This window comes from Pseudomonas sp. 9.2(2024) (assembly GCF_039695385.1).
GTDB classification, from domain to species: Bacteria; Pseudomonadota; Gammaproteobacteria; order Pseudomonadales; family Pseudomonadaceae; genus Aquipseudomonas; species Aquipseudomonas paraglycinae.
Genome location: NZ_CP155585.1, coordinates 2,179,488 through 2,195,729 on the forward strand (window position 1 = coordinate 2,179,488; position 16,242 = coordinate 2,195,729).

Here is a 16,242-nt window from a genome sequence, read left to right on the forward strand (position 1 = left end):
AGAGCTTAACGGGTGCGAAGTCCGTCAATAAATTCAAGGACGCGTGTCCCCAGTTCCGCCGCCAGCGGCAAATTCGGGTCCTTGTAGGAGGCCAGTTGCCGCTTCACGTCGTTGGGCACGATGCGCAACACGTGGTTCATGCCTTCGATCAGCGCCAGTTGCGCGTCCGGTTTGGCGGCCTTGAGCAATTTCGCATCATCGACCTGAACCTGAATGTCGTTGCTGCCTTGCACGATCAGCGCCGGCATTTTCAGCTGGGCGAAGGCCGCCGCCGGATCCTGACGGAACAGCGAAATCAGGTACGGCTGTACACTCGGACGGAAGATCACCTGCAACGGCGCCGGCACATTGTCGTCGGTGCGCCCGGCCTTGAGGCTGTCGAGCAGTTCGTTGCTGCGCAGCATTAGCGGGGGAGGGAGGCTGCGGGCCAGTTGCCGACGCAGCACCTGATCGATCGGTCGGGCCGTGCCGGAGAGCGAGATGACCGCCGCCGCGTCGACCTTTGGCGCCGCCAGGCTGGCAATCAGCGCGCCTTCGCTGTGGCCGAGCAGGATCAACGGGCCGAAGCGCGGATCGGCTTTAAGCTTCTGACCCCAGGCCACGGCGTCCGCCACATAGGCTTCCACCGACAGGTTTCGCTCGTCCGGGGTAGCCGCAAGGCTGGCCGCCACCCCGCGCTTGTCGAAACGCACGCTGGCGACATTGTGTTTGGCCAGCACCCAGGCCAGTCGCTTGAGGCTGTCATTGCGCCCGCCATCGGGGTTGTTTCCGTCACGATCGGTAGGACCCGAGCCGGAAAGGATCAGGACAACCGGCACGGGGCTGTCGGATTTTGGCAGCAACAGCGAGCCGAAAAGTTCGCCATTGTCGGTAGTCAACGTGACCGGTCGTTGCAGGACAGTTGCCTGGACGAAGCCGGTAAACAGGGAAAGGCTCAAGATCAAAACTCGCAGCATCATCACGCCATCATTTGCCAAGGTGCCGGTTGGACTCACCCACACCGCTAAGGTTCGAGGATGAACTACTCGGTTAGCCTGCGTATACTGGCGCGCATCACGAATTTGGGTTCGATTTCACGGAGCGTCCTGCATGTCCGGCAATACCTACGGCAAGCTGTTCACTGTCACCACCGCGGGCGAAAGCCATGGTCCGGCGTTGGTCGCCATTGTCGACGGCTGCCCGCCGGGCCTGGAGATTTCCCTTGAGGACCTGCAACGCGACCTCGATCGCCGCAAGCCGGGCACCAGCCGCCACACCACCCAGCGCCAGGAAGCCGACGAAGTCGAAATCCTTTCCGGCGTGTTCGAGGGCCGCACCACCGGCTGCTCCATCGGCCTGCTGATCCGCAACACCGACCAGAAGTCCAAGGACTACTCGGCGATCAAGGACCTGTTCCGCCCGGCCCACGCCGACTACACCTACCACCACAAATACGGCGAGCGCGATTATCGCGGCGGCGGTCGCAGCTCGGCGCGGGAAACCGCCATGCGCGTCGCGGCCGGCGCCATCGCCAAGAAATACCTGGCCAGCCAGGGCATTGTCATTCGCGGCTACATGAGCCAGCTCGGCCCGATCGAGATCCCGTTCAAGACCTGGGAATCGGTCGAGCAGAACGCCTTCTTCAGCCCGGACCCGGACAAGGTGCCGGAGCTGGAAGCCTACATGGACCAGCTGCGTCGCGATCAGGATTCCGTCGGGGCGAAGATCACCGTGGTTGCCGAAGGTGTGATGCCGGGCCTGGGCGAGCCGATCTTCGACCGTCTCGACGCCGAACTGGCCCACGCACTGATGAGCATCAACGCGGTCAAAGGCGTGGAAATCGGCGCCGGTTTCGCCTGCGTTGCCCAGCGCGGCACCGAACACCGTGATGAGCTGACTCCGGAAGGTTTCCTCAGCAACAACGCCGGCGGCATTCTCGGCGGGATCTCTTCGGGTCAGCCGATCGTCGCGCACCTGGCGTTGAAGCCGACCTCGAGCATCACCACCCCGGGCCGTTCGATCGACATTGACGGCAACCCTGTCGATGTCATTACCAAGGGCCGTCACGACCCATGTGTCGGTATCCGCGCTACGCCGATTGCCGAGGCGATGATGGCCATCGTGCTGATGGATCACCTGCTGCGTCACCGTGGCCAGAACGCCGATGTGCGCGTGAGCACCCCGGTGCTGGGTCAGCTTTGATGGGTGATCTCAAAGCCGCCGCGGTCTGACCGTGGCGGCGCTCCCGTACTGGCGGCTGTCCAGTTTCTATCTGTTCTATTTCGCCTTGCTCGGTTCGACGGCGCCGTTTCTGGCGCTGTACTTCGATCACCTCGGATTCAGCGCCGCGCGCATCGGCGAGCTGGTGGCGATCCCGATGCTGATGCGCTGCGTGGCGCCGAACATCTGGGGCTGGCTCGGCGATTACACCGGCAGGCGCCTGGCCATCGTGCGCTTTGGCGCGGTGTGTACGCTGCTGACTTTCTCGCTGATTTTCGTCAGCAAGACCTACGCCTGGCTGGCGATGGTCATGGCCTTGCACGCCTTCTTCTGGCACGCGGTGCTGCCGCAGTTCGAAGTCATCACCCTCGCGCATTTGCAGGGCCAGACGTCTCGCTACAGCCAGATCCGCCTCTGGGGCTCGATCGGTTTCATCATCACCGTGGTCGCCCTCGGTCGCCTGTTCGAATGGCTCAGCCTCGACATCTACCCGGCGGCGCTGGTGCTGATCATGGCTGGCATCGTGCTCAGCAGTCTGTGGGTGCCGAACGCTCAGCCGCCTCAGGGCAACCGGCCGACAGGCGAGGGCTTTCTCAAGCAATTGCGCAATCCCGGGGTGCTGGCATTCTACGGTTGCGTGGCGCTGATGCAGATGAGCCACGGGCCGTATTACACGTTTTTGACTCTGCACCTTGAGCGACTGGGTTACAGCCGTGGCGTGATCGGCATGCTCTGGGCGGTCGGCGTGGTGGCGGAAGTGCTGATGTTCATGGCCATGAGCCGGATCCTCGCGCGTTTTTCCCTGCGGCGGGTGCTAATGGCGAGTTTTCTGCTGGCGGCGTTGCGCTGGTTGCTGCTAGGTTCGTTCGCCGAGTTCCTCTGGGTCTTGCTGTTTGCCCAGGTGCTGCACGCGGCGACCTTCGGCAGCTTTCATGCGGCTGCCATCGCGTTCGTGCAACGTAGCTTCGGCGCGCGCCAGCAAGGACAGGGCCAGGCGCTGTATGCAGCGCTGGCCGGCACCGGTGGCGCGCTCGGCGCGTTGTATTCCGGCTACAGCTGGAATGCCCTCGGCGCGACATTGACCTTTAGTATTGCCAGTCTCGCAGCGCTCGCCGCTGCCGTTATCATTGCCATTCGAATGCAAGAGGACAGGCCATGAGCCTTACCCGTGAACAGCTTGCCCAGCAAATTGTCGACGCCGGGCGTTTTCTTTATGGTCGCGGCTGGTCGCCGGCCACCAGCAGCAATTACTCGACGCGCCTGTCGCCGAGCGAAGCGCTGCTGACCGTGTCCGGCAAGCACAAGGGCCAGTTGGGCCTGGACGACGTGCTCGCCACCGACCTGTCCGGCAACAGTCTTGAGCCCGGCAAAAAGCCGTCCGCCGAAACCTTGTTGCATACCCAGCTCTACAGCTGGCGCCCGGAGATCGGCGCGGTGTTGCACACTCACTCGGTGAACGCCACGGTGCTGTCGCGACTGACGCCGCAAGACTTCATCGAGTTCGAAGACTACGAACTGCAAAAAGCTTTCAGCGGCATCTCGACCCACGAATCCCGGGTGCGCGTGCCGATCTTCGACAACGATCAGGACATTGCGCGCCTCGCCGCCAAGGTGCAGCCTTGGCTCGACGCCCATCCCGATTGCGTCGGTTATCTGATTCGCGGCCACGGCCTCTACACCTGGGGCGCGCAGATGAGCGACGCGTTGCGTCAGATCGAGGCCTTTGAATTCCTGTTTGAATGCGAGTTGAAGACCCGCAGCGTCATGAACCGCCAAGGCTGACTTCACCAGAACCAGCCCCTTTGCCTGATGAATGCAGTGCCCGACCGGTCTCGAAGAACCGGACGGCAAGGCCGATACCGAGGAATGCCCCATGAGCAGCCTGTCCGTCTATCACGTTTCCAGCCCCGAGATTCCGAACAAGGTGCTGACCCATTTCGAAGACATCGCTTCGACCCTGGCCGAGCAGGGCGTGCGCTTCGACCGTTGGCAAGCCGCCGCGAAGATCCAGCCCGGCGCCAGCCAGGAAGAAGTGATCGGTGCCTATAAAGAACAGATCGATAAACTGATGACCGAGCGCGGTTACATCACGGTCGATGTGATCAGCCTCAACAGCGATCACCCGCAAAAAGCCGAATTGCGCGCCAAGTTCCTCGAAGAACATCGCCATGGTGAAGACGAAGTGCGTTTCTTCGTCGCCGGTCGTGGCCTGTTTACCTTGCACATCGACGATTACGTCTACGCCGTACTGTGCGAGAAGAACGACCTGATTTCGGTGCCGGCCGGCACCAAGCACTGGTTCGACATGGGCGAGAACCCGCATTTCGTGGCGATCCGCCTGTTCAACAACCCTGAAGGCTGGGTCGCCAACTTCACCGGCGAAGACATCGCCGGCCGCTTCCCGCGTCTGGAGGACTGAGCCGATGTCGATCAAGGTCATTCTCACCGACATCGAAGGCACCACCAGCGCAGTGAGTTTTGTGTTCGACGTGCTGTTCCCGTATGCGGCGAAGCACCTGCCAGACTTCGTTCGCCAGAACGCCCAGCGTGCCGACGTTGCCGAGCAACTGGACGCCGTGCGCCGCGACAGCAACGAACCGCAGGCTGATGTCGAGCGAGTCGTGGACATTCTGCTGGCCTGGATCGCCGAAGACCGCAAAGCCACGCCGCTCAAAGCGTTGCAGGGCATGGTCTGGGAGCAGGGTTATCAGGCCGGGCAGTTGAAAGGCCATGTTTACCCGGACGCCGTTGAAGCGCTCCAGCGCTGGCATCAGGCCGGTTATCAACTGTTTGTTTATTCGTCCGGTTCGATCCAGGCGCAGAAGCTGATTTTCGGCTGCTCGGAAGCAGGGGATCTGACGCCGCTGTTCAGCGGCTACTTCGACACCACGTCGGGCCCCAAGCGCGAGGCGCAGTCGTACAGCAACATCCAGCAGGCCATCGGGGTCGAACCAGAGGAGATTCTGTTCCTGTCCGACATCGTGCAAGAACTCGATGCCGCCCAGGCTGCTGGCCTGCAAACCTGCGGCCTGGCCCGTGAAGGCGGGGAGTTGGCAGGGCATGTGACCGTCGACAGCTTCACCGGGATTGAGCCGGAAGCGTTCTGAGTTCACCCAATCGACGCGCAAAAAAAACAGGCCGTGAAGCGAAAGCTCCACGGCCTGTCTGTTTATACGGTGTTCGAATTACATCGAGTGATAGGTCGGCAGGGCAAAACGCTGCTGGCTTTGCAGCATGCCGATCTGCGGCAGCTCGCTGGCCTGTTCCGCCAGATCACGACGGATCGCGCTGATTGCCCACGACAGTTGATCACCGGTATGCAGTTGCTGATACGTGAGCGCACGTTTGAACACTTTGCCGTCGGCACTCTTCAGCGTCAGCAGGATCCCGCCATCGGGACGGGGCTGGGTGGTGACGGCGAAGTTGGAAAACAGGGAGGTAAATTTTTCTTGGATCAGGTTCATGTCTTTCAGCTCCGTATGCACTTGAATGGCAAGCATGTATAGGGAGTTGCAGCGATTGTGCCAGTATTTGAGTTTTTAAAAATCCTTATAAATCAGTAATTTATAAAATCTACTGGTTTTGGCTGTCGTGCAATCTGCATGAATGGCCATCGTGCATCCTGCATTTTGCGGGATCATTGTCGATTCGATTGAACCAATACCCTTGGCTGTAATCATGCGGCGTTTAGTAGTGCCGGGGCGGATACAAAACATTGCAAAAACCGCGTGTACAGCCCGCGAAGCCCTGACGTATTTTCGGCCTCGACCCTCGCTCGAGAAGCGCCGGTTGTCTCACCCGATTGCCCGACAATAAAAATCCGGCCTGCACGTCAAGGTCGAACGGGAGCTGCCATGCACCAAGCGCCGAGCGACACGATTACCTGGGGCATGATGCTCCGCAAACTGCCGATGATTGCCAAAGCCATTCCACGGGTGGTGAAAGGCATGAAGGTGGCCAACGTCACGGATCCGACCCAAACCTGTGGCCTGGGCTGGACATTCGAGCAAGCGACGCTGCGCAATCCCGAGGGCCCCGCGCTGCTGTCGGGCGAGGTGGTGCTGAGTTATTCACAGGTCAACCAGTGGGCCAACCGCATCGCCCATTATCTGATCGGGCAGGGCATCGGCAAGGGCGATGTGGTGGCGGTGTTCATCGAGAACCGTCCGGAACTGCTGGTGACGATTCTGGCGCTGGCCAAAGTCGGCGCCGTCAGCGCGCTGCTCAATACCTCGCAGACCCGCGATACGCTGATCCACAGCATCAATCTGGTGACCCCGGCGGCGATTGTTGTCGGTGAAGAGTTGCTGCCGGCATTTGCGGCGGTACGCGAGCAAGTAGCGATCCCGGCAGCGCGCGCCTGGTTCGTCGCCGATCAGGATACCTTCAGCCATCCGGGCATCGCGCCCGAGGGCTACATCAACCTGATCAGCGCCAGTGCCGACGCCTCGGGCGACAACCCGGCCAGCAGCCGGCAGATTTTCTTCGACGACCCGTGCTTCTACATCTACACCTCCGGCACCACCGGTTTGCCCAAGGCCGGGGTGTTCAAGCACGGCCGCTGGATGCGCAGTTCGGCGAGCTTCGGCATGATCGCCCTCGACATGCGCCCGGACGACATCGTCTATTGCACCTTGCCGCTGTACCACGCCACCGGGCTTTGCGTGTGCTGGGGTTCGGCGGTCAATGGCGCGTCGGGTTTCGCGATTCGCCGCAAGTTCAGCGCCCGGCAGTTCTGGAGCGATGTGCGTCGCTATCGCGCAACCACCATCGGTTACGTCGGCGAGTTGTGCCGGTATCTGGTGGATCAGCCGCTCAGCGCCGACGACAGCCGTCACGACGTGCGCAAGATGATCGGCAACGGCCTGCGGCCCGGTGCGTGGGCCGAGTTCAAGACCCGCTTCGGCGTGGATCACATCTGTGAGCTTTACGCCGCCAGCGACGGCAATATCGGCTTCACCAACATCCTCAATTTCGACAACACCATCGGTTTCTCGCTGATGGCCTGGGAACTGGTCGCCTACGACCAGGACAGCGGCGAGCCGATTCGCGGCGATGACGGATTCATGCGCAAGGTCGGTCGGGGTGAGCGAGGCCTGCTGCTGGCGCGGATCGACGACAAGGCGCCGCTGGACGGCTACACCGACCCACAAAAAACCGCGAAAGTCGTGCTACAGGACGTGTTCACCAAGGGCGACCGCTTCTTCAACACCGGCGATCTGTTGCGCAACATCGGTTTCGGCCATGCACAGTTTGTCGACCGTCTCGGCGACACCTATCGCTGGAAGGGCGAGAACGTCTCGACCACCGAGGTCGAAAACCTGCTGCTCCAGCATCCGCATATTTCCGAAGCGGTGGCCTATGGCGTGGAAATCCCCAACACCAATGGCCGCGCCGGGATGGCGGCGATCACCCCGGCCGAGTCTCTGGCGACCCTGGATTTCGCCGAGCTGCTGGCTTTCGCCCGCCAACGCATGCCGGCCTATGCGGTGCCGCTGTTCTTGCGGGTCAAGGTGAAAATGGAAACCACCGGCACTTTCAAATATCAGAAGACCCGCCTGAAAAACGAAGGCTTCGACCCCGGCCTGACGGGGGATGACCCGATTTATGCCTGGCTGCCGGGGACCGAAACCTACGTGCAGGTCACGGATGAAACTCTTGCCGACATCCGGGCAGGCAAGTACCGCTATTGATATTGGCTATCGGCAGTCTTGGAAAAAAGGGGATGACAGCTATCGCTGCGCTCGGGAAACTATCGGCTTTCCGATTGACCGAAAGTGGAGTTGCCCCATGTCCGACCAAAGCCGCCAGATGACCCCCGAAGAAGCTGCCGAATTCACCGAGCAGGTATTCAACAAGGCGCGCGAGGGCGATGCGGTGATGCTCGATCGCCTGATCACTGCCGGTCTGCCGGTGAACCTGACCAACAGCAAGGGCGACACCCTGCTGATGCTCGCCAGTTATTACGGTCACGTGGACGCGGTACAAGTGCTGCTCAAGCACAAGGCCGATCCGGAACAACGCAACGGCAACGGCCAGAGCCCGATTGCCGGCGCCGCGTTCAAGGGTGACCTGGCCGTGGTCAAGGCATTGGTCGCCGGTGGGGCGCAGATCGAAGGCGCCTCCTTCGACGGCCGCACGGCGTTGATGATGGCGGCGATGTTCAACCGCGTTGAAATCGTCGACTTCCTGATCGACCAGGGCGCCGACCCGAAAGCCAAGGATGCCAACGGCATCACCGCGCTGGACGCGGCCCGCACCATGGGCGCCGTGGACACCACTGCGCAGCTGGAAAAACTGCTGGGCTAACGCCGCTGGCCGGAACCCGCTCTGTGGCGAAGGCGAGAATGCGCTATCCTTCGCGCCCTCAAAATTCCCTTCGCCACAGGATCCGCTCCCATGAAAGCCGCACTCGCCGAACTCATCAGCAAAATCAGCTCCGGCTGCATGGGCGACGACGAGATTCAGAAAGTCGCTGACGAAGCGGCACAGGCCTACGCCGATGCCGACGCATTTCTGACCGCCAACCCGGACATCAACTACGACGACACTTTCCCGATTCCGCTGGGCGAGTGGGTCGTGGTCGGCAGCCTGCCGGAGACCGTGCTGTTCCAGGCCGACACCTACGCCGACCTGTTCGCGCAGATCGTTGCCTCGTTCGGCCCGGGTGTCGAGTTCAACCTCAAGCCCAAGCAACTGGCCAAGACCGAGGCGCTGACCGCGCTCAACCGCATCCAGGTGCAGATGAGCAGCCTGAACAAGGAAAACGGTGGTTACACGCTGATGAACTTCAGCCAGCTGCTCGACGACGAGCTGCAAGTGGTGCTGGTCTACGGCAACGACGTGCCGCGCGTGCTGGAACTGTGCGCCGAAGTCGGCATTGCCGCCGCGCCGTCGCTGGAAGCCTTGAAGGTCGCCGTTCACGTCTGAACGCAATAAAAGGGAACCCTGAGCGCGACCGTCTATCCTAAAAGTGCATGCCACTATTCTGGAGCGACACCATGGGTTCCACGTTCAATGGCCTGGTCGGCCTGATCATTCTTGCGCTCGACATCTGGGCGATCATCAATGTGCTGAAAAGCGGCGCCGAGACCGGGATGAAGATCCTCTGGGTGCTGTTGATCATCCTCCTGCCGGTGCTGGGCCTGATCATCTGGGCGATTGCCGGGCCGCGGGGCAATGTGCGGATCTGACCGTTCGCACCGTGATTGGGTCGGACCGATGAACTGAGGTTCGACCTGTCATCTTCGGCAACGTAGAATGCGCGCCTTTCCCGGGCAATCGAACCTGACGATTGGCGCCCGCGCATTCATCGGAGCACTTCACCATGACCGTCACCAAGACCAGCGAATACCTGGAAACCCTCTACGAAGGCTACGGCCAGCGTTTTCGCATGGAAAAACTGCTGCACGAAGTGCGCACCGAACACCAGCACCTGGTGATTTTCCAGAACCCGCGCATGGGCCGGGTGATGGCGCTGGACGGCGTGATCCAAACCACCGAAGCCGATGAATTCATCTACCACGAAATGCTCACCCACGTGCCGATCCTCGCCCACGGCACCGCCAAGCGCGTGCTGATCATCGGCGGCGGCGACGGCGGCATGCTGCGCGAAGTGACCAAACACGCCAGCGTCGAGCACATCACCATGGTCGAGATCGACGGCACCGTGGTCGACATGTGCAAGGAATTCCTGCCGAACCACTCCAAGGGCGCCTACGACGATCCACGCCTGAACCTGGTAATCGACGACGGCATGCGTTTCGTCGCGACCACCACCGAAAAGTTCGACGTGATCATTTCCGACTCCACCGACCCGATCGGCCCGGGCGAAGTGCTGTTCTCGGAAAACTTCTACCAGGCCTGCCACCGCTGCCTGAACGAGGGCGGCATCCTCGTGACCCAGAACGGCACGCCGTTCATGCAGATCGAAGAAGTGAAAACCACCGCCGGCCGCCTGCGCAGCCTGTTCCCGGACTGGCACTTCTATCAGGCGGCCGTGCCGACCTATATCGGCGGTTCGATGACCTTCGCCTGGGGTTCGACCAACCCTGCGTACCGCAAGCTGAGCCGCGAAGTGCTGCAACAGCGTTTCATCGGCAGCGGCATCGTCACCCGCTACTACAACCCGGAAATCCACATCGGCGCCTTCGCCTTGCCGCAATACGTGCTGCAGGCAGTGAACAAGCCAAGCAACGACTGATCGTTCGCGGGTCAGAAAAAGCCGAGGCCGGTGTGCGAAAACACGCCGGCCTCGGCTTTTTTCATGTTGCATCGGTGTAAACCTTTTGAACGATCAATCCTGACAAAAGTCGAGATAGGTGTAAGCCCATTTGCGGGTTTGATCGAGGAGGCTCCGATGTCAAAGTGGAAAGTCACTTTCGTGGACGATCATGGTGAAACGATCGACGAAGTCTTCGAGTGCGAGGAATGCCCCAGCCATGAACGGGCAGCTCGCCTCATCAAGGAGCGGTTGTTGCCGGTCGCCGCCGAGCTTGACCTGAACGATCTGGAAGGGCGCACCGCCGATGCCGGCGTGAAAAGCCTGAAAACCCAGAACAGCATCGAAATCCGCAGCATCACCCCAATCTGAATCTTCATTTTCTTCATGTACCAGGCCTTGGCAGCGGCTCTATCTTGGGGCTACTCTGCAAGCGAGATCAGCGAACGGATCGCTAAGGTCTGGTCTTGTCAGCTACATGCTTGTTTCCCGCCGGCAACGCGGTTGCCGTAAGCACCCGGGCCCGTTGGGCCAGTGCAGGGAATACGGAAAGTCTATCCATCTATGCGAGGGGGACGATTCATGAGCACAGCCTATCAAGAAGACATCAGCAGCAGTGTGCTGCGCCGCATGAAAGAAGGCGGTTTCGATTTTTCCCGATTCCATCCCATCGAGTTCTACGCCATTTTCCCGGACGAGGAGCGGGCGCGCAGGGCGGCAGGCAAATTTCGCGGTGAATCCATCAATGCCCAGGTCAGTGCGCGCGACGACGGCGGCTGGTCTCTGGAATTGAGCAAGGTGATGTACGCAACCTACGACGACATTGGCGATTTCGAGCAGGGCTTTTCGGCGGTGGTCGAGCCCTTGGGCGGCATCATCGAAGGCTGGGGCGTGAAACAGGAGATCCGCAACCGGCACCGTTTGAACTGATCACTCTCGCAACACGTCGAGCTACGGCTGACCTTCGGGTCGGCCGTTGTCGTTTCTGCCCCCCTGAACACCCCATGGCAAAACCCTGAAACAAGAAACCGGCGCAAAAAAAAGCCACCTGAAAAGGTGGCTGAAAGGGAAGACCGGAAGGAGAGGAAACCGCTCAGGGTTACGGCCGGGATGGCTGCCGAGGCAAGCCGGATCAGTGGGGCTGCGTACTTCGTCAGCGACGTTTTTGCAGCGGATGCGCGGATTATCCGCAGCCGGCACCGAGCAGTGAAATCAACTCTGACTATGCTGGTGATAGGCGACGGGACTGCGTCGCAATGAAGCGGGGGCGATCAGGTTGGGGCATTTGCCGCACAGGAATGGTGCGGTGCATGTGACGTGAAGATCCAACCGATTGAAATCAAAGCGTTTATGCCGATGGCACGGGCCTTGCGAAGGCCTGTATGTCCGGAGTGACAAGGAGTACGGCATGATCCGCACCTATTTTGATGAAATGTACGATGCCGGCGGCCAGATCCGCCCGCATTACCGGGAGTTTGCCCGCTGGCTGGCCGAAACGCCTGACGAACTGCTGGCCCAGCGGCGGCGCGAGGCCGATCTGCTGTTCCATCGTGCCGGGATCACTTTCACGCTCTACGGGGACGAGCAAGGGACAGAACGCCTGATTCCCTTCGACACCATTCCGCGCAGCATTCCCGCCAGCGAGTGGCGGATCGTCGAGCGCGGCTGTATTCAGCGGGTCAAGGCGTTGAACATGTTCCTCGCCGACCTTTACCACGAGCAGCGCATCATCAAGGCCGGGATCATTCCCGCCGAACAGGTGCTGGCCAACGAGCAATATCAGTTGGCGATGCAGGGACTGGATCTGCACCGCGATATCTATTCGCACATCTCCGGCGTCGATCTGGTGCGCGACGGCGACGGCACGTACTACGTGCTCGAGGACAACCTGCGCACGCCGAGCGGCGTGAGCTACATGCTCGAAGACCGCAAGATGATGATGCGCCTGTTCCCGGAACTGTTCGCGGCCCAGCGCATCGCCCCGATCGACCATTACCCGAATCTGCTGCTCGACACCCTGAAAAGCTCAAGCCCGATCGACGACCCGAGTGTGGTGGTGCTGACACCGGGACGCTTCAACAGCGCGTTTTTCGAGCATGCGTTCCTGGCCCGGGAAATGGGCGTGGAGCTGGTGGAGGGTGCGGACTTGTTCGTGCGCGACGACAAAGTCTTCATGCGCACCACCGACGGCCCGAAAGCCGTGGACGTGATCTACCGCCGGCTCGACGACGCGTTCCTCGATCCGCTGGCGTTCCGCCCGGATTCGATGCTCGGCGTGCCGGGGCTGCTGTCGTCCTATCGCTCGGGCAACGTGGTGCTGGCCAATGCCATCGGCACCGGCGTGGCGGACGACAAATCGGTGTACCCGTTTGTCACCGAGATGATCCGTTTCTACCTCGACGAAGAACCGATCCTGAAGAATGTGCCGACCTGGCAATGCCGCAATCCGTCTGAACTTTCCCATGTACTGGCCAATCTTCCGGAACTGGTGGTCAAGGAAACCCAGGGCTCCGGCGGTTACGGAATGCTTGTGGGGCCGGCGGCGACGACCGCGGAAATCGATGCGTTCCGCGAGCGGATCAAGGCCAAGCCTCACGCGTACATCGCGCAACCGACGCTGTCGCTGTCGACCTGTCCGACCTTTGTCGAAAACGGCATTGCGCCGCGCCATATCGACCTGCGTCCGTTCGTATTGTCCGGCCGCGAAACCCGGGTCGTGCCCGGCGGTTTGACCCGTGTCGCCCTGCGTGAAGGCTCTCTGGTGGTGAACTCATCCCAGGGCGGCGGAACCAAGGACACCTGGGTGGTCGAGGATTGAAGGAAGCCTGCCATGTTAAGTAGAACTGCCTCGGATCTGTACTGGATGTCGCGTTACCTGGAGCGGGCGGAAAACCTCGCACGGATGCTCGATGTCAGCTATTCGCTGTCGCTGATGCCGCAGGACGGCCGTGGCGACGGCCTGCACGAACTGGCGATGCCTCTGCTGATCACCGGCACGCTGGACGATTACCTGGAACGTCACGGAGAGCTGCATGCCGAGCGCTTGCTGCACTTCTTCGCCCTCGACGCGGCGAATCCGGCGAGCATCTACAGCTGCCTCGGCGCGGCGCGAGCCAGCGCCCATGCGGTGCGCGGGCGAATCACTGCCGACATGTGGGAGAACATCAACGCCACCTGGCTGGAGATCCGTGGGATCGCCAATCAGGGCCTCAGCCGCTACGGCATGAGCCGTTTCTGCGAGTGGATCAAGGAACGTTCGCACCTGTTTCGGGGCGCGTCCTACGGCACCATCATGCGCAACGACGCGTTTCGTTTCATTCGCCTGGGCACGTTCATCGAGCGGGCGGACAACACGTTGCGCCTGCTCGATGCCCGCTACGAAATGGCCGGCGATCAGGCCGAAGCGGTCAGCGACGGCACGGCCCACGCCTATTACCAGTGGAGTGCGCTGTTGCGGGCGCTGTCGTCGTTCGAGGCGTACACCGAGATCTATCGCGATGCGCCCGGCGCCCGGCATGTGGCCGAGCTGCTGTTGTTGCGCGCCGACGTGCCGCGTTCGCTGCGGGCCTGCACGGAAGAGATCGACCAGATTCTCGCGCAACTGCCGGGGGCCAACGGTCGTCCCGCGCAACGGCTGGCGGCGGAAATGGACGCGCGTCTGCGCTACACCGGTATTCAAGAAATCCTTGAGGAAGGGCTGCACGCCTGGCTCACCGAATTCATCCCGCTGGTGCGCCAGTTGGGCAACGCCATTCACAGTTCCTACCTGGAGGCCGCATGAGACTTTCCATCAGCCACGAGACCACCTATCACTACGAAGATCAGGTGCGCGCGAGCATCCAGTACCTGCGCCTGACGCCCCACGACAGCGAGCGTCAGCACGTGCTGAGCTGGCAGCTCGACCTGCCGCGCCCGGTGCGCGCACAGCTCGATCCGTTCGGCAACATCCTGCACGTGCTGACCATGGACGAACCCCACGAAGCGATCATCATCGGCGCCCGGGGGCAGGTCGATATCGACGAGTTGCGCGAAGCGGAGCACGAGAGTCAGTCGGCGCTGCCGTTCCTGCGTTTCACCCGGCTCACCGAGGCTGACGAGGCGCTGCGGGCGTTTGCCGAGAAGTCCTGCAAGCAACGACGCGACCGCAATGCACTGATCGACCTGATGCATGGGCTTAACCAGCACATGACCTACAAACCGGGCGCCACCGAAGTCGACACCAGCGCCGCCGAGGCGTTTGCCGGCCGGGCGGGTGTTTGCCAGGATCACGCCCACGCGTTTCTCGCCTGCGCGCGCAGCCTCGGAGTGCCGTCACGTTATGTGTCGGGCTATCTGTACAGCGAGGATTGCGAGCATCTGGCCAGTCACGCCTGGGCCGAAGCCTGGATCGATGACGCCTGGTACAGCTTTGACGTGACCAATGAACTGGCGCGGCCGGAGCGGCACCTGAAACTGGCGGTGGGTCTGGATTATCTGGATGCCTGTCCGGTGCGCGGCATGCGCCGGGGCGGCGGGTCAGAGCAGATGCACGCGAAAGTGCTGGTGTCGCCGACACCAGCGCCAATCATCTCGGTGCAACAACAGTAAACGACGTAGTTGGCTTACTTGGCCGGCGCAACCTTGCGCCCGGCCATGTGCTGCAAATACCCGATCAGCTTCTGCAGATCCGCATCCGGCAACACCTCGGCAGAAAACCCTGGCATCTTCGCTTGCGGCCACTGACGCAGACTCTGTGGGTCGCGAATGTAGCGCTTGAGGAAGTCCGCGCCGAAGTACTCGGTCGGGTTGTACGGAATATTCAGGTCCGGCCCGAACTGCGCATCGCCCGCGCCATTCAGGCGATGGCAGGCCAGGCAGTTCTTCTGGAACAGCGCAAAACCCTGATTCACCGGGTCATCGGCCTTCAACGCAGGATCCGGCAGCAGGGCAGGGAAGCGCTCGGCCACCGGCGCCATGCGCTTGATGCTCGCCACTTCGAACGGCCATTGTTCCGGGCTGATATTGCCGGCCTGCGGATCGGTCCACACCAGATAGAACGGCCCGGCGCTGTGCTTGCCTTCCGACAGCGGCGGCCAGGGCTGCGCCGGATCTTCGATGGCGAGCCAGGCGCGTGAGCCTTTGTTGTTCAGTAGCGGCGCGGCGGACAGTTCGGCGGCAAAACCGTCCAGCGCTACGGCTTGCAGGTGATCGTCCGGTTTGATGCCGGTCAGCAGCGCGGCGATCGGCACGGCGCGATAAGTCATGTCCTTCTTGTAGGACACATCATTCTTGACCGTGAGGGTTTGTACCTGAGGATGCTTGAGCAATTCCTCGGTCTGCCAGGTGCGGCTGTTCGCGCCCAGCTCCAGGTTCAGCTGCGCGGCAGACAGGGGCATGCTCAGCAGCATGGCCCCGAACAGAATGAGCGTTTTCAAGTGATCGCCGTCCGTGTCGTGGAAGTGCGCAAAGGTTGGCACAGCCACGCTGGCCCGGGTAGCGGGCCAGTCACATTTTCAGTGGCGATAAACAATACCTGCCGCTTGAATCAGCCGATGACCTTGGTCAGGTTCGGCAGAATCAACAACAGCGTCGTGGCGAAAAGAATGAGCCCTGCTTGCCGTACTTTCGGTTGTTTGAACATGGCTTGACCGCCTTTTTTGTTATTTCCTGATGCCTGCCTGCATATCCATGACGGCAAGCGCTGCACTTCCTGTAGCGAACGCCTGTCTCGGCAAAACCCGACGACAACGACGTACATCTTCACCTTAGGGCCCGCGTCACGCTTCGCTTAGATCCATTTCGTATGTATTTGCTACCTGTCGCGATTAAAAAGGCATGAGGCC

Annotated in this window: 18 protein-coding genes; 15 read left to right on the top strand and 3 right to left on the bottom strand. The window is 61.2% G+C overall.

Translation table 11 applies throughout. The annotated features are described in order from the left end of the window. Nucleotides 1–5: 5 nt before the first annotated feature. Nucleotides 6–959 (bottom strand): alpha/beta fold hydrolase, encoded by a 954-nt coding sequence (locus ABFB52_RS09855; protein WP_102688278.1) that lies wholly within the window; start codon nucleotides 957–959, stop codon nucleotides 6–8. 130 nt (nucleotides 960–1,089) lie between these two features. On the opposite strand from ABFB52_RS09855, the gene aroC reads away from it, so the two are divergent. The 5 genes from aroC to mtnC all read left to right on the top strand — a co-directional run bounded on the left by aroC (nucleotide 1,090) and on the right by mtnC (nucleotide 5,306). Beyond that, nucleotides 1,090–2,181, top strand: coding sequence for a chorismate synthase (gene aroC, locus ABFB52_RS09860; protein WP_011333207.1), 1,092 nt, complete (start codon nucleotides 1,090–1,092; stop codon nucleotides 2,179–2,181). A 31-nt stretch (nucleotides 2,182–2,212) separates the two neighbouring features. After that, nucleotides 2,213–3,358: an MFS transporter gene (locus ABFB52_RS09865; protein ID WP_011333208.1), complete on the top strand. Its 1,146-nt coding sequence runs from the start codon at nucleotides 2,213–2,215 to the stop codon at nucleotides 3,356–3,358. After that, on the top strand, nucleotides 3,355–3,981 hold the full coding sequence (locus ABFB52_RS09870) for a methylthioribulose 1-phosphate dehydratase (RefSeq protein ID WP_007959997.1): 627 nt from the start codon (nucleotides 3,355–3,357) through the stop codon (nucleotides 3,979–3,981). Before ABFB52_RS09865 ends, ABFB52_RS09870 begins: the two co-directional genes overlap by 4 nt. A gap of 91 nt (nucleotides 3,982–4,072) precedes the next feature. Continuing rightward, nucleotides 4,073–4,618, top strand: a complete 546-nt coding sequence (locus ABFB52_RS09875) for an acireductone dioxygenase (RefSeq protein ID WP_039770173.1) — start codon at nucleotides 4,073–4,075, stop codon at nucleotides 4,616–4,618. 4 nt (nucleotides 4,619–4,622) lie between these two features. After that, on the top strand, nucleotides 4,623–5,306 hold the full coding sequence (gene mtnC, locus ABFB52_RS09880; RefSeq protein ID WP_129973346.1) for an acireductone synthase: 684 nt from the start codon (nucleotides 4,623–4,625) through the stop codon (nucleotides 5,304–5,306). A gap of 78 nt (nucleotides 5,307–5,384) precedes the next feature. Here the strand turns inward: mtnC and ABFB52_RS09885 are convergent, their stop codons facing one another. Further along, on the bottom strand, nucleotides 5,385–5,663 hold the full coding sequence (locus ABFB52_RS09885) for a DUF3509 domain-containing protein (RefSeq protein WP_039769924.1): 279 nt from the start codon (nucleotides 5,661–5,663) through the stop codon (nucleotides 5,385–5,387). A 390-nt stretch (nucleotides 5,664–6,053) separates the two neighbouring features. On the opposite strand from ABFB52_RS09885, the gene ABFB52_RS09890 reads away from it, so the two are divergent. The 10 genes from ABFB52_RS09890 to ABFB52_RS09935 all read left to right on the top strand — a co-directional run bounded on the left by ABFB52_RS09890 (nucleotide 6,054) and on the right by ABFB52_RS09935 (nucleotide 15,007). Continuing rightward, the gene (locus tag ABFB52_RS09890) at nucleotides 6,054–7,892 is read left to right on the top strand and encodes a long-chain-acyl-CoA synthetase (protein WP_129973347.1); all 1,839 of its coding nucleotides are present in this window, start codon (nucleotides 6,054–6,056) and stop codon (nucleotides 7,890–7,892) included. Between the two features lie 97 nt (nucleotides 7,893–7,989). After that, nucleotides 7,990–8,508: an ankyrin repeat domain-containing protein gene (locus ABFB52_RS09895; protein WP_085608799.1), complete on the top strand. Its 519-nt coding sequence runs from the start codon at nucleotides 7,990–7,992 to the stop codon at nucleotides 8,506–8,508. Nucleotides 8,509–8,598: 90 nt separating this feature from the next. Beyond that, entirely contained in the window at nucleotides 8,599–9,129 is a 531-nt protein-coding gene (locus ABFB52_RS09900) for a hypothetical protein (protein WP_129973348.1), read from the top strand. A gap of 71 nt (nucleotides 9,130–9,200) precedes the next feature. Then, the gene (locus ABFB52_RS09905) at nucleotides 9,201–9,392 is read left to right on the top strand and encodes a PLDc N-terminal domain-containing protein (RefSeq protein ID WP_007959984.1); all 192 of its coding nucleotides are present in this window, start codon (nucleotides 9,201–9,203) and stop codon (nucleotides 9,390–9,392) included. A 134-nt stretch (nucleotides 9,393–9,526) separates the two neighbouring features. Beyond that, a complete protein-coding gene (gene speE / locus ABFB52_RS09910; RefSeq protein WP_007959983.1) occupies nucleotides 9,527–10,402 on the top strand; it encodes a polyamine aminopropyltransferase in 876 nt (291 codons plus the stop codon). Nucleotides 10,403–10,558: 156 nt separating this feature from the next. Further along, nucleotides 10,559–10,792, top strand: a complete 234-nt coding sequence (locus tag ABFB52_RS09915; RefSeq protein ID WP_007959980.1) for a hypothetical protein — start codon at nucleotides 10,559–10,561, stop codon at nucleotides 10,790–10,792. A 210-nt stretch (nucleotides 10,793–11,002) separates the two neighbouring features. After that, a complete protein-coding gene (locus ABFB52_RS09920) occupies nucleotides 11,003–11,350 on the top strand; it encodes a ribonuclease E inhibitor RraB (RefSeq protein WP_129973349.1) in 348 nt (115 codons plus the stop codon). Nucleotides 11,351–11,828: 478 nt separating this feature from the next. Beyond that, nucleotides 11,829–13,238, top strand: coding sequence for a circularly permuted type 2 ATP-grasp protein (locus ABFB52_RS09925; protein WP_085748507.1), 1,410 nt, complete (start codon nucleotides 11,829–11,831; stop codon nucleotides 13,236–13,238). 12 nt (nucleotides 13,239–13,250) lie between these two features. Beyond that, entirely contained in the window at nucleotides 13,251–14,201 is a 951-nt protein-coding gene (locus ABFB52_RS09930) for an alpha-E domain-containing protein (protein ID WP_007959974.1), read from the top strand. Continuing rightward, nucleotides 14,198–15,007, top strand: a complete 810-nt coding sequence (locus tag ABFB52_RS09935) for a transglutaminase family protein (RefSeq protein ID WP_007959971.1) — start codon at nucleotides 14,198–14,200, stop codon at nucleotides 15,005–15,007. The genes ABFB52_RS09930 and ABFB52_RS09935 overlap by 4 nt, the downstream gene beginning before the upstream one ends. 14 nt (nucleotides 15,008–15,021) lie before the next feature. Here the strand turns inward: ABFB52_RS09935 and ABFB52_RS09940 are convergent, their stop codons facing one another. Then, on the bottom strand, nucleotides 15,022–15,807 hold the full coding sequence (locus ABFB52_RS09940; protein WP_129973362.1) for a cytochrome c: 786 nt from the start codon (nucleotides 15,805–15,807) through the stop codon (nucleotides 15,022–15,024). Nucleotides 15,808–16,242: the final 435 nt, after the last annotated feature.